This is a genomic window from Acerihabitans sp., from assembly GCF_036398755.1.
Taxonomy (GTDB): Bacteria; Pseudomonadota; Gammaproteobacteria; order Enterobacterales; family Enterobacteriaceae; genus Acerihabitans.
In genome coordinates, this window is the sequence record NZ_DASWOM010000064.1 from 77,828 (window position 1) to 90,162 (window position 12,335).

At 51.2% G+C, this 12,335-nt stretch carries 14 protein-coding genes; 1 reads left to right on the top strand and 13 read right to left on the bottom strand.

The window, feature by feature from the left end:
• Positions 1–406 precede the first annotated feature (406 nt).
• The 12 genes from VGC33_RS10590 to VGC33_RS10645 all read right to left on the bottom strand — a co-directional run bounded on the left by VGC33_RS10590 (position 407) and on the right by VGC33_RS10645 (position 10,741).
• Positions 407–3,058, bottom strand: a complete 2,652-nt coding sequence (locus tag VGC33_RS10590) for a DUF927 domain-containing protein (protein ID WP_331120716.1) — start codon at positions 3,056–3,058, stop codon at positions 407–409.
• On the bottom strand, positions 3,055–3,357 hold the full coding sequence (locus VGC33_RS10595; RefSeq protein ID WP_331120717.1) for a hypothetical protein: 303 nt from the start codon (positions 3,355–3,357) through the stop codon (positions 3,055–3,057). The genes VGC33_RS10590 and VGC33_RS10595 overlap by 4 nt, the downstream gene beginning before the upstream one ends.
• A gap of 2 nt (positions 3,358–3,359) precedes the next feature.
• Complete coding sequence (locus VGC33_RS10600; RefSeq protein ID WP_331120718.1) at positions 3,360–3,530, bottom strand: DUF4222 domain-containing protein; 171 nt, start codon at positions 3,528–3,530, stop codon at positions 3,360–3,362.
• Positions 3,523–3,711 (bottom strand): hypothetical protein, encoded by a 189-nt coding sequence (locus tag VGC33_RS10605; RefSeq protein WP_331120719.1) that lies wholly within the window; start codon positions 3,709–3,711, stop codon positions 3,523–3,525. Before VGC33_RS10605 ends, VGC33_RS10600 begins: the two co-directional genes overlap by 8 nt.
• The gene (locus VGC33_RS10610; RefSeq protein ID WP_331120720.1) at positions 3,704–4,129 is read right to left on the bottom strand and encodes a hypothetical protein; all 426 of its coding nucleotides are present in this window, start codon (positions 4,127–4,129) and stop codon (positions 3,704–3,706) included. Before VGC33_RS10610 ends, VGC33_RS10605 begins: the two co-directional genes overlap by 8 nt.
• A gap of 155 nt (positions 4,130–4,284) precedes the next feature.
• Positions 4,285–4,473, bottom strand: a complete 189-nt coding sequence (locus VGC33_RS10615) for a host cell division inhibitor Icd-like protein (protein WP_331120721.1) — start codon at positions 4,471–4,473, stop codon at positions 4,285–4,287.
• A 1,039-nt stretch (positions 4,474–5,512) separates the two neighbouring features.
• Positions 5,513–6,295 carry an antA/AntB antirepressor family protein gene (locus VGC33_RS10620; RefSeq protein WP_331120785.1) on the bottom strand — a complete coding sequence of 261 codons (783 nt, stop codon included), beginning with the start codon at positions 6,293–6,295 and terminating at the stop codon, positions 5,513–5,515.
• Positions 6,296–6,488: 193 nt separating this feature from the next.
• Positions 6,489–6,773 carry a helix-turn-helix transcriptional regulator gene (locus tag VGC33_RS10625; RefSeq protein WP_331120722.1) on the bottom strand — a complete coding sequence of 95 codons (285 nt, stop codon included), beginning with the start codon at positions 6,771–6,773 and terminating at the stop codon, positions 6,489–6,491.
• Between the two features lie 507 nt (positions 6,774–7,280).
• A complete protein-coding gene (locus VGC33_RS10630) occupies positions 7,281–7,931 on the bottom strand; it encodes a hypothetical protein (protein ID WP_331120723.1) in 651 nt (216 codons plus the stop codon).
• Positions 7,928–9,154 carry a tyrosine-type recombinase/integrase gene (locus VGC33_RS10635; RefSeq protein WP_331120724.1) on the bottom strand — a complete coding sequence of 409 codons (1,227 nt, stop codon included), beginning with the start codon at positions 9,152–9,154 and terminating at the stop codon, positions 7,928–7,930. The genes VGC33_RS10630 and VGC33_RS10635 overlap by 4 nt, the downstream gene beginning before the upstream one ends.
• A gap of 561 nt (positions 9,155–9,715) precedes the next feature.
• Complete coding sequence (locus VGC33_RS10640; RefSeq protein WP_331120725.1) at positions 9,716–10,162, bottom strand: RcnB family protein; 447 nt, start codon at positions 10,160–10,162, stop codon at positions 9,716–9,718.
• A gap of 3 nt (positions 10,163–10,165) precedes the next feature.
• Positions 10,166–10,741 carry a glycoside hydrolase gene (locus VGC33_RS10645; RefSeq protein WP_331120726.1) on the bottom strand — a complete coding sequence of 192 codons (576 nt, stop codon included), beginning with the start codon at positions 10,739–10,741 and terminating at the stop codon, positions 10,166–10,168.
• 479 nt (positions 10,742–11,220) lie between these two features.
• On the opposite strand from VGC33_RS10645, the gene VGC33_RS10650 reads away from it, so the two are divergent.
• Entirely contained in the window at positions 11,221–11,628 is a 408-nt protein-coding gene (locus VGC33_RS10650) for an ASCH domain-containing protein (RefSeq protein ID WP_331120727.1), read from the top strand.
• A 36-nt stretch (positions 11,629–11,664) separates the two neighbouring features.
• On the opposite strand, the gene VGC33_RS10655 is transcribed toward VGC33_RS10650, so the two are convergent.
• Positions 11,665–12,087: a DoxX family protein gene (locus VGC33_RS10655; protein ID WP_331120728.1), complete on the bottom strand. Its 423-nt coding sequence runs from the start codon at positions 12,085–12,087 to the stop codon at positions 11,665–11,667.
• Between the last annotated feature and the right edge of the window lie 248 nt (positions 12,088–12,335).

A 12,335-nucleotide genomic window follows, 5' to 3' on the forward strand; every position in this document is an offset into this window, starting at 1 on the left:
TTCTGCTAAAGAGCGTTATCCGTCGCTTCTCCTTTTACGCCTCCATCCCTGCACCGTCACGGTGATGGCCCCTATGGGCGTTTGTCACGATTATGTTCTGCGTTTTTTTATATATAAGCAAAAGTGGGTCGGTTCGGTCGGTTCAGTCGGTTCATGCCTTTAAGATATTGATATTTAACAATTAGTCTCGCCACATTGAACCGACTCGTGGGTCGGTTCAGCACTATGCTACGTCGGTTCACTACGCCAGCCAGGAAAGAAGCTTTCAAATAAGGTCGGTTCAAAGTGGTTAAGGTCGGTTCATGGTCGGTTCAAAATAAAGGAATAAATATATATAAATCATATTACTAAAAAATTGAACCGACTGAACCGACCGAACCGACCCACTTTTACCTTGTGTGAGAAATTAATCCTCATCATCCGGCATCATCAACACAACGAAACGCGGTTGCTTACCGTCTATGCGCAGTGATTTGCGTGTAACTCCCTTGCCGGGCTTATCCAACATGCCCGCGTCGGCCAGAATCTGAGCGAAAGCGGTAGGATTGGCACCGATCGCAATCTCATCATTAAATACGGCAGGGAAGGTATGAAATACCAACGTTTCACCCCCCGGCTTTTTTACGCGATATCCGGCCAGGTCTTTTATCGGCAGGTCACGCGGATCACCGTTGGGACGCGGCAAATACCGGCTATAGCCAAATCGCTGCAAGAATGCTTCCGCCTGTTCAACCCATGCTTTCGCCTCACGATTACCCATGCCGAATTCATTCACCCAGGCGTTAAAGCTGTGCTGGAGCGCGTCCCGGCTGTCTTGCTCAGCCCACCCGGTCAAATGCTGTGAGAGGATTAGCGCGGCTTCCAGAATGGCGAACCGTGACGCCACCCGCCGTACCTGCTCGCTGGCTTCACCGGGCAACAATCCTAACCACCGGCGCTCGGCTAACTGCACAGCTTGTATTGAGGCTTCTTTCTGGCTGGCAAGGTTCTTGATCCACTCACGTCCGACCGCGCCATAATTCGCCTTGCTGGCATCACGCATCGCATCAGCATGGGCCTTGCCGTCCGTATAGCCGTGGTACGCTGTGGCTTTGCTGATGGGGACATTCAGCAGGCGCACCAGTTGCCCGGCGTTAACCTTACCGCCATCGGCCCGGATATAGCTTTCCATGTCGATTTCACCGGTACTGAACGCCATGGCCCGCCACCGCTTAACGTCCCGGTTGCCGCCTTCCTTCGCTCCTTGGATTTTGCCCACACCGTTAAAGAGCGCATAAGCGGCTTCAGCTACGGCGCGGCGATTACTGCCCTGTCCGATTTCGTCCAGGGGCATAAATCCGTCATTGTGAGCGGCGGCCTCATTCACCAGGCCCAACGCGGTTGAGTACCAGGTTAGCTTTAATGCTTCCGGCTCGCCGTATACGCTACTGGCCGCATTGCCGGTTGTCGTTTTACCGACCGATGACCCGCCGAACAAATGGACACCGAACCCATCGGCACCCGCGATACCAATCAGCGGCGCGGCCAGGGCGCAGGCGATACCCAACATCATTGATGGGTTACCTTGCGCCAGCATTGCCACACTGTTGCGCCAGCTCTCCGCCGTTCCTTTGACGGTATAGCCCCTTGCGGCGGCAGAACGGCCATTAAACAATACCGGATGCTCAGATTCACCGATGACCGACCCGTCCGGCATGATATAAGCGCCGCATTGCCAACCTGAGGCACCAGCAATCGCCCACATCTGGCGGTTACCGCTGCGTTGCAAATGATCGGCCAGGATGGCCCGTAAGCTGCTTTTTGTCGTGACAGACAGACCGCCGGACTTCAACTTCGCCCAACCCTCACGCTCCCCGATATCGCGCATGGGAAGCGCTTCCGTCCGTTCGGTTTTACTGCCTTCGGGTTGCCAGCTTAAAACCAGATAGCGCTCGTTATCATCCTGCCCGATGCCGGACACCAGCAACGGCGCACTTAACCAGCTTTCATTGTTGATGATTTCGCCGCTGTCTTTATCCACCTTGGGAGTGATCCAGAAAACACCATCTTTTCTGTTCTCTACATGGGGTTTGAGCGGGTCAGACCCTTGGCGGTCTTTTTTACCGCCCTCTATCGCTTTCAGTTGAACCGCCACGCCTGCCCCCTTAGGTTGGTACTCATTTTCTGCAAAAGCCGCTGTAGCCGCCTCTACGCCGTTTTGTTGCCGATAGTCGTCCCAGTCCGCCTTATGGTCAGTCGGTGGCAAGGTGACCCAGCCAGCCACGGCAATAGCGGCTTTCTCGGCGGATTCCTTCCCCACATTGCTATGTCCGGGTTTCACATCATTATCAGCGGCAATGATGATCCGCGCCGTCGGGTATTTTTCCCGAAACCCCTGTGCTACAGGCAGAAGGTTACCGGCGTCAATTGCTGCGACAATCATCGCCTCGGGGCGCATCAAGCCGACAGATATCGCTGTGCCTATCCCTTCGGACAAAATGATGACATCGGGTAACTCGATGCGGTGCGTGATGTGATATGCGCCTTTCTTTTTGCTGCCGGCTAACAGCTTTTTCTCTCCATCAGGCCGGATAAGCTGTGCGCCGGTCACCGTGCCGTCCATCGTTTGCAGCGTTAGCACCAGGGAGCCATCGGCCAGGATTGGCATGTTGGGGCAATCCAGCCCCTTATTTTGCAGGTATGCCGATATCCCCGGCTTTGCCTTTGCCACCAGCGCCGCCACCTTATCGGTGATCGACTGATTCGATTGGGGCTTCTCCCTGGCGGGCTTGGGTTCGGGCAGTGGTATCGCCATCACATTGGCTACCAGCTCGGCGGCTTGCCGGGCGTCACACCTTTTCACCTTGATGACCAGATCCAGCCCGGTGCCAGCCCCGCAATGCGAACAGTGATAGGTTCCCCGGCCTTCCTTATCGTCGAACCGGTAGCGGGTAGCGCCGCCACAGCTCGGGCATTCGCCCTCATGCCGGTTGATGGGGATATCTAGCCGTTGCAAGATGACGGGCCAATGGCCGGTAGCCTTGGCGCGAACGTCATTAACGAGATTGTCCGTTATCATTTTTTGGCGGCCTCCCGTTGCTTTAATTCAAAATCTGCGCTCTGGGCATTTTCATTGAACGCCTCGGCAATCCTCGGCAGATGCATAAGCGCGAGACCCATCGAGCGGAGATCCGCCGCGGCTAAATCGTCGCTGTAGTCCGCATTACCGGTGGCCCAAAATGCCATGCTGCCCATTGCGCGGATACCCTCCATGATGCCGGATAGAGCATCCTCGCTATGGCAGCGGAGAGATTGAAGCGTATCGGCATCCATTTCACGGAAATTGTAAACAGCGATGTGATCGAAAATATCGGCCATGCTCATGCCCTCCCGGCAAAAGTGAATTCAGCGACAAAGCGCACCAACGGATAGCTACAGGGATGCTCATACCCTTTGCGGGTAAAAGTGACGCGATTAAACTCGACAGACTGCACGGTCACGAGCTGGCCGCGATTGTCTTTGTATTGGTCGTGCGGCAAGGGTTCACGCATTGCCGACCTCCTTGTCGAGTGAATAGCGGATCTCGTTGTTGGTGTCACAGGCAATGGAAATTAAGTCAAACAGCACCGGGGATACCTTTTCGTCACTGGCCATATTCATAATGACCTCAAATAACGAGCTGGTTATGCCTGCCTTGTATGCGGCATCGTCTAATGAGATTGGCTCACGCATGATTCACCTCCACACCGATATCGTTTTGCTTTAAACCCCGATTGGCGTGTTTGAGCAATACCTGCGGATCTATTGCGTCAAGACCGGTCATATACGGTGCCATTTCCGCCAGGCACTTTTCTATCTCGCTAAAAAAGCCCACTGCCTGGCCGGTTCTCGTATCATCAATGCCCAGCGTTTCCACGCCAAACATATCTAAAGCGATATGCTGGAGGATCCCGCCAGGACTGCGTGAATGCTCGCGAAGATGCTTGATAAAAATCAGTGCCAGTGCTTTTCCTGTTTCACATCCACCGTCATATCCGCCTGTTGGTGGGACGTTCCATAATGACAGCCCTATTTTCCCCTGCTTTTTGCCAACGAACGGCAATCTATGGGTCTGGTTTTTCCGGCTGTTATTAAATTTGAGGTTAGACATGACGCACCTCCTGAACCGGCACACGCTTAACTAGGAACGTAATAAACCGGACTCTCAATGCTGCGCGTGCTTCCCATAGGGTTTCCGATTCAACGTAAATACGGCGCTGAAGGCGCATGTCTTTGCGAGATACCGCATCAAAGTAATAACGGTATTTAGTCATGGCGTGCCCCCTGCACCGGCAGGCGGCCAGCGAATACCATCACGCAGCCAGCGGGCGACAGCTCCCGCGCTTCATGCTCGGTTGTGGCGACGATGTGAATAACGTTGCGTTCCGTGGCGCTTAGGGCCAGAAAACGGTACTGAAACTTTCGGCAAAACTGGGTAGACTGGATGTCAGCCATGATCGTTACCTCGTTTAACGGTTTGGTAAGAGGCCCCGCCAGTGTTCGAGCACTTCGGGGCTTCGCTATATTTAGCAGTTGCAAAACATTATGAGTTACGTTGTAATTACAACCACGGGATAATAATAGGAGTTTTGTAATTACAATGTCAACAGAAAAGGCAAAAACCGACCAATACCAGATTCGCCTGGCGCATGAACTTCGTTCCCAATTAGAAGAAGAAATGCGTAAGGACGGTGATTCATCCCTAGCAACATGGATAAAACGGATAATCAGAAAGGAACTACAGCAGCGCGGTATAGAGCCAAAGGGTTGATCCCCTTTGGACTCAGCCAACGGCTGGGTTAAGCCAGCATAGGCCGCTAAGCTGGATTTCCTGCTTAGGGCATCAGCTAATACCGTACACCCTTCAATATCGAACTGCGCCAACGACGCACACCCCAAAGCCCGAATATGGGCTTTGATAACCAAAGTGTAAAAATACACTTTGCTCGCCATCCAGAGGGAAGGATTTGAGACCCCGCCCTTTTTGTTTGCGCCTGACTGACCTACGAAACTTTCGTAGATGCTTTCGGGTTCCCAGATGATATCGGCCTGACTCAGCGGGTAACTTTCGGTTACTTGCAAAGGCTCCCCTCTTAAAGAGGGTAGGTTCACTGGGTTACTTTCGGTTACCCTGTCAACTAATTGATTTTCCTCATGGCGCAAATCGGCTCCGTCTAAAGTGATGGCTTGCGCCGTGCTGCCATTTTCATGGTGGGAAAGGCAAACATCCCGCAAGCCCCCGACGAAATTCGTTCCGACCTCCAAACCGGAATACTGTTCGTGTTTGATTTGCACCAGCGGATTTCGTCGGCACAAAATTTGCGCACTGCTAACAGAGTTGTGCAAAGCTTTAGCGTGACATGTAGTCACGCGCAGATCAGCGGCTACCCCCATTCGGGGACGTTTGCGGCCATCGTTACTGCGTAAAGGCATGGCACCCTGGGGGAATGGGAAGCCAGCCAATGGAAAGGCTTCTTCCTGGCTGGCGGCGCAGTTAGTCATGGTGGGCCTCCAGGCGCTTGGCTAACCAGCGTTGTGATAGGCGAGTTAATTCATCCTTCCGTTGGAAATAATCCATGCCCATATCAATCATGGTTGTGTTGGTCTGTTCCAGGTAAGCGAAGTGCTCCAACTGGTCGGTGTTCATGCCATCACGCGGTTGCCCAGTGATCCCGTTTACCTGTGCCCATTGCTTGGCTGTCAGTCCGCCTAGAACCATTTTGGCAATCATGTTGCTTTCAGTGCTGTAGTGGCGCTGTTGCGTCTCCTTGCCCAGTTCGGCGCGGGCCATATCAAGGGCGGCGCACATTGGTTTATAAAAACTGGCGGCGCTAATCCGTGCGCGGAGTTGTTGGCGTAACTGTGCGGCAATTGCGGGAGCAGAACGGCTTAGTTCTTCTTCGCACTGAATGAAGTAACGGCGAACGGCGCGGCCCTGCTCGTTGCGCTCAACCATTGCCAATTCTTTAGCCATAGACAGGCTTGGGTAGTAATCCTTCTCAGGGCGACCACGTTTTTTATTTTTCCCCGGATTCGGGGAATAATGCTCACTAATCAACCATGCCGCATCGTGATTCTCATCGTTGAAATAATCTTCCCCTTGAACAAAGCCATATTCCTGAATACGTTCATTGATCCATGTGGAGAAATCACGCCCCACGCCTAACGCTTTATGTAATGCTTTGGCGCTCACAATTTTGGTTTCACGACCGGCAATCTTGCCGGGAATGACAGGGATCAATTCAGCAAAGCTGTTACCGTTGGTATCGCTTCCCATGCTTTGGGCGTAGGGGTATCCGCCCCGGCTATTGCCAGTTTCTTTTTGTTCCATTTCTTTTGCTCCGATTAGTCGTTAATTAGAGCCGCCGCGACAGCATTTGTAATTCTGCTTGGTATTCTCCGCAAACTCTCGCAAACCTTTTCCTTTTCGCTGATCAAACGATATTGCGGGTATTTGCGTTATTTCTCTGCTAGGCCGATTTACGGCTATACGGGTTATTAACGTTCTCAACGGCGGGAGGGTTACGTACCCACCAGAGCACATCAGAAAGGAGCCAGGCGCAGGAGTTGCGGCCAAAGTGGCAACGGGGTGGAAACTTGCCCTCATTTTCAAAAAGCCAGCGGGAGGTACGGGACAAACTGGTTATCTCTTGGCATTCGCTCTCTCGGATACGGCGATCATAAGGAATGCCGTATTCAGACAGGAGCGAGCGCCGTTGCTCGGGGGTGGGCGGGGTATAGGTGAGATTTGGCATGTTGCCTCCACTGTTTCTATGTTATGGAGGTGATACTATTTGATGTGCATACAGTTTTCCATCGAGAATGGAATCCATTGAAATAAAGAATATATCCACTGAAAAAATATTGATCCATTAAGATATAACACACTTGTTTTTTTTTAATAGAAGTAACACAACCATCTGTTTTTATTATTAAAATCAAATGAAGTTAAAGTGAGTTTTCATAATACTATTGTACGACAGTGAACGGACATGAACGGACATGAACGGTAATAAACTATAAGCAACAATGACGTGCAATGACGTGCAATGAGGTGCAATGAGGTGCAATGACGTGCAATGACGTGAGGTGACGTGAGGTGACGTGAGGTGACGTGAGGTGACGTGAGGTGACGTGAATGGAGCATGCCGATCCAAAACTGGCGTTTGGCGATGAGTCGTTTTATTATTGAGTTCGGTGACCGGCTGAACGGTCACATTTAATAAGATGGCAATTACACAGAATCATTTACAGGGTCGCCGTTAACTTTCATCATGTATAGCCTTAAGGGCTAATGAGGCTTTAGCATGGAAAGCTGAACGCTTGATGCCTTTTTCACTAACTTGCTCTTTTTCAGCCAAAGCTAATATATCTTTGTAAATTTCAGAAATGGTCGGTTTCTGCACCGTTCCATACTTACCGTTGGGATGCTTATATGCTAAAAGCTTGATTAGTAGCCCCATCATTTTTTGCGTTCCTTGTTCTTCGTCACTCTTTCTGTGTTGACCTCGGCCTGATTTTCTCGTTTGTGACACTAGTTCAACTAACGGCCTTCCTCCAAAAGCCATCATGTACTTTTGCCAATCATTGGAATAAGAATAAGCTATCACTGCTTCTTTTCCTTTTTCAATAATAATTTCAGGAGTAATGCCCTCTCTCATAAAATCATGGGTAGCAGCAAACACCAAATCTGAATTCATTTCATCATTCACACTACTTACTTGAATATTAAGAGATCGTATGTTTCTGGATATAGTCTTTTTAATATCTTGAACTTCTTCAACCATTTCTTCTTTTAAATCCTTAGTTTTAGTATTTGGATTTAGTCCGAACAAAGAATTAACTACCTCTGAAATTGTAACTAATCTTTGTGAGGCCAATCTCTCAAATACATTACTGTTTAAAATTATCATTTTTCACCAGCTTTTAAAATAACAACGTTTTCATGTTTCCCGGCCAGCACATCCAGCCGTTCTACCCATTTATTCAGAGCGTCCAGTTTTTCAGGTAAGTACTGACTACGGTTATACACCGCCATGATACCGGGCAAAGAGTGGCCCAATAGCAGCTCTACGATATGCGGCGGTATACCTAAGTCGCTCATGCCAGTGGAGAACGTCCGACGTAAATCGTGCAGCGTCCACGATTCAGAATGCCCTAGGCGTTCCCATACTCGCCCGCCGGTTGAACTTACGGCTGTATTTTCCTTAAATTCTCCCAATATCAGACCTGATTTATGATTCTCATTTTTCATAGTCTCAATCATGGGTAAAAGTTTGTCAGGGATGGGGCGGAATATTTTTTCACGAGTTTTACTGTGCGCCTCTGGGACTACCCACATTTTAGCATCAAGATCCCATTCGCTACATTTGGATAATCTCATTTCCACCGTTCGAGCACCAAAGACTATCAGTAAGTAAAAAATATTATGATAATAGGGCAAGAAAAAATCATCTTTGAGCGCGACTAAAAAATCTGTAAGTTCTTTTCTACTTAATATCCGTTTGCGTCTATTGACCTTAACGCCAATATCTTGCATGGTTAAGCCATCAAGGCAGTGACAGACCGAATAACGGCGTACCCGGCAAAATTTAAATGCTTGCTGGGACATTTGCAAAATCATTCCCGCAACGCTAGGGGCTTTTTTCTTTATTCTGCCAAGGCATATAAGCCAGTGATGTGTATCGCAATCCGCAAGCGCCATTTCGCCTAAATAGGGGTATACGTGATTATTAAATCTTTCACGGTATCGCGTAGCATTAACAAGATTGCCATCTACGTATTCAGATAACCAATATTCCAAAGAATCCTTAACTGTAACGGGTTTTAATGTTGTTTCGCGGTCGAGCTTAAGCATTCGTTGCGGATCACGTCCTTCCGCTAGCCAGCGGCGGCACTGGTCACGTAACTCTCTCGCTTTCGATAATGTCAGGTCGGGATATCTTCCCAGGGTGGCGAGTGTGGCTTCCGTTTCACGGCCACCAAGGCGGTATTTAAACAACCAAGTGATTGTGCCGTTTTTGGTTATGCGCACCATTAGCCCGCCACCATCAGATATCTTGGTTAGTTTTTCAGTAGCCACCCCAAGCAGGGAGCGCAATTTTCTATCTGAAAGGCGATTGAGCGCGGTTGACATCCCTAACCCCTTAAGCGCAATTCTGTTACCCCACCGATTACCCCACAGTTTGCCGCATAAATGCGAAAACGTCAAAAAGCACTGGAACAATACACAGTATGAAATTTAGTTAAATTATTGATTTAAAAATATTTTATGAAAACATGCGATAGCACAAAAACACCATTTGGAATTGGTGGCGATAACTTAACATAGTGTTTTGCGCTTTCAGATGATGTTGTTATTTACAGTATAATCAGTGTGTTACCGAAATTGACTACTGTGCGTTGCTGCGGCGCCGACGTTTCGCGACCCTAACGGCAAGACTCATAGGGGACGCGCGGCACAGGGCACAGCATATCATGAGCGGTAGTATAAACCGCCTTGGGGGTAAAGGGAGATATGATTTATACAGCCGTATTCCAAAGGCTTGACGCTATAAACGCACTACAGGATGGGCTTTCCTATTCGACAGAGCCTGGGCCAAATAAATAATAGGACCTTTCGGTCCTATTATTGAGATGAACGTATTGAGATGAACGTATTAATACGAACGGCATAGCGCGCGAGCGGATTGCGGTTTTAATTATGCAGCATGCTGCCCACGATAATTGAGGTTATCACCCCGGTCGCCACCGCCATCAGTACGTAATTGCCGTCGATATAGGCCCATTGCTCGCCTCTGGGCGGCTCATACAGGCCGCGGCCGCGCCAGTCGTCTACCCGGTAATGTTCACGATAATAACGCGGCATCGGATGTCCGCGCCTGAAATCATGGCCGTTCCAGGCAAAGTGGTCGCGTTCGCCGCCGCGCGGGCCGCCGCGATCGCCACGGCCACGGTCGTCATGTCCGCCACGATTATCATGGCCGCCGGGGCCGCGATGGTCGCCGTGATCTTGTCCGCCCCCATTGCGGGGCTGCCAATCGTGGCCATTATTCCCGCCAGGACCGTCGGCGTATGACGCGATGGGTAGGCAGGCGCTCGCCGAAATTAAGGTTATTACCATAGCCAGCGTTGTTTTTTTCATTAGTTAATCCTCGAATAAGCGACTGCTTCGCCAAGCCAGTGAGGACACTATCAGCCAGATCATACGGGGCGGCATCAGGAAATATCTTAAAAAAATCCCCTTCTGACAATGATTTACCCCGCTTATCACATTCCTTACATATGTGAAGATTATGCTGTCGCGAGCCGGCGATAAGCCTGGGCTAAACGGGCGTGCGGCGTCCAGCCAGCGAAATCCAGTCAGCGCTTTATTCCACGGCACGGCGTGCAGCGGACGGAAGATGGCATCCGTCTTTCGCATCTCAGGCAGTCTGGCGGCGAGCGCGGCGCGGTTCAGATGGTACATCGGCGCGGTGTTATACAGTCCGCTAAGCAACGTCCGGGTATTTTTTACCTCGCTTAACGTGAGGTTATCCGAATGCCAGTGGTGGCTGCCGATCAGGGCGTCATGGAAAACCGCCTGATAGGGCGGGATACGGTTGCGCGGGTCAAAAACGACGCTGCGGTAGGGCTCCCCAACCCTCGCCGGGGCAAAGAAGAACGCCGGCTGGGCATCCGGCCACCAGGCGCCGAGATACCAGGGGGCGCCGGAACCTGGCATTGAACCAGGCCAGGCGGGCATTGCGGTCAATAATGGTCTGTTCCGCGCCGTTTGGGTGGACCGGACGATGGTCATCCGAGGCCAGCGGCAACAGCGGTGTTTTCACCGATGCGGCCAAGGTAACCCAGGTAAAGCGCTGCGGCTGTTCGTGGTGAAATCGAGATAGACATCTCCGGGAAAGGGAAAGCTATTTTTCGGGGGGTTATGTTCTTATATGCCGCATTGACTACGGCGCGACTATATCATGGCGGGGCGCTACCGGCATCAAACAGGCAAGAAACGAACCATCAGTTAATAATCCGTTTATAGTTCAGCGGAAATGGGAGTGCAACCCGCTTGACCCCGGCGCGCAAAGCAAATAAACGGGGAAGGTTTTAAATGATCTTTAAATGAATAAATACGGGTTTATCATGAGCGTATTGAATCAATTCCCCGAACGGGGTGATGTGCTGTTATAACGCACGGGAGAGGAAAAAATAATGCCGTACGCTACCTTGACGGAACGTTATCCCGGCGCCCGATTCTGGTCCTTCGGCGACGGCGCCGAAATGGCCGATGATCTGCTGGCGCTGGTCTTGCGCGGCGAAAAAACCGCGTCCTGCTGTTCATTTTCCGCCTTTCGCCAGGATGGCGCGCCGTCCGTCGGCGGCTTCCATGTGGTGCTCGACGGCGCCGACAACCCCGCCTGCGTCATCCGCACCGTGGCGCAGCGTCTGGTGCGTTTTTGCGATGTGACCGCCGGGATGGCCGCCCTGGAGGGCGAGGGGGATAAAAGCCTGGCGTACTGGCAGGCGGCGCATCGGGATTTTTTTCAACGCGAGGGCGATTTTTCACCCGAGATGTTGCTGGTATTTGAGCAATTCGAGTTGGTTGAAGCGCTGGGCTAGCGGATGGCCAGATTTCGCCACCCGCAGGACCGGGGGTTAGCGCAGGTTGGGGTTGCGCATCACGCTATAGCGGCCGCAGCCCAGCAGCGCAATGGCGATGCCGGCGAACAGGTACACGGCGATAACCTCAAATCCCCAGCCGCCCATTTTATCCAGGGTCAATACCATGCCCGGATTGGTGATAAGCCAGGCGAACAGCATGGTAAAACAAAACACCAGCGCGGCGGGGCGCACCAGGATGCCGAGGATAAACAGGATCGGCATCACTATTTCGCCGAGAAACACGCCGTAGGCAACAAATGCCGGCATGCCGTGGCGGACCACCATGCCCACGATACCCTCGATGCCATAGATTGCCTTATGGATACCATGGAACATCATCATGCCGCCAAAAGCGACGCGCAGGACCAATCTTCCTAAATCCGGTTTATCCAGCATACGGTTGAAAGCAGCGATCATTTTACACCATCCCATTTTCATTACATTTGAATGATTATCGTTGCAACCATTATTACTCTTTTAAATCTTAAAAGCCCACCGTTTAAGTGAGCCAGATCAACCGAATAGCAGCAATAACCAAAATAAATGCCCCCGAGGGTCGATCGGCATATCGGCTTGCCGTCGGCGGAGGGCGCTTGCCGGCGGCGGTGCTATTTCCTTCTCTCGCCGCCGTGATATTCCCCCGGCCGGCCGGCGCCGATAGCGTT

Excerpts from the sequence above, each read along its gene's own strand:
- VGC33_RS10635 (WP_331120724.1), bottom strand. The coding sequence starts at position 9,154 with ATGTCAACCGCGCTCAATCGCCTTTCAGATAGAAAATTGCGCTCCCTG.
- VGC33_RS10595 (WP_331120717.1), bottom strand. The coding sequence starts at position 3,357 with ATGGCCGATATTTTCGATCACATCGCTGTTTACAATTTCCGTGAAATG.
- VGC33_RS10605 (WP_331120719.1), bottom strand. The coding sequence starts at position 3,711 with ATGCGTGAGCCAATCTCATTAGACGATGCCGCATACAAGGCAGGCATA.
- VGC33_RS10600 (WP_331120718.1), bottom strand. The coding sequence starts at position 3,530 with ATGCGTGAACCCTTGCCGCACGACCAATACAAAGACAATCGCGGCCAG.
- VGC33_RS10655 (WP_331120728.1), bottom strand. The coding sequence starts at position 12,087 with ATGATCGCTGCTTTCAACCGTATGCTGGATAAACCGGATTTAGGAAGA.
- VGC33_RS10625 (WP_331120722.1), bottom strand. The coding sequence starts at position 6,773 with ATGCCAAATCTCACCTATACCCCGCCCACCCCCGAGCAACGGCGCTCG.
- VGC33_RS10640 (WP_331120725.1), bottom strand. The coding sequence starts at position 10,162 with ATGAAAAAAACAACGCTGGCTATGGTAATAACCTTAATTTCGGCGAGC.
- VGC33_RS10630 (WP_331120723.1), bottom strand. The coding sequence starts at position 7,931 with ATGATAATTTTAAACAGTAATGTATTTGAGAGATTGGCCTCACAAAGA.
- VGC33_RS10620 (WP_331120785.1), bottom strand. The coding sequence starts at position 6,295 with ATGGGAAGCGATACCAACGGTAACAGCTTTGCTGAATTGATCCCTGTC.
- VGC33_RS10590 (WP_331120716.1), bottom strand. The coding sequence starts at position 3,058 with ATGATAACGGACAATCTCGTTAATGACGTTCGCGCCAAGGCTACCGGC.
- VGC33_RS10650 (WP_331120727.1), top strand. The coding sequence starts at position 11,221 with ATGCCGTACGCTACCTTGACGGAACGTTATCCCGGCGCCCGATTCTGG.
- VGC33_RS10610 (WP_331120720.1), bottom strand. The coding sequence starts at position 4,129 with ATGTCTAACCTCAAATTTAATAACAGCCGGAAAAACCAGACCCATAGA.
- VGC33_RS10615 (WP_331120721.1), bottom strand. The coding sequence starts at position 4,473 with ATGGCTGACATCCAGTCTACCCAGTTTTGCCGAAAGTTTCAGTACCGT.
- VGC33_RS10645 (WP_331120726.1), bottom strand. The coding sequence starts at position 10,741 with ATGCCAGGTTCCGGCGCCCCCTGGTATCTCGGCGCCTGGTGGCCGGAT.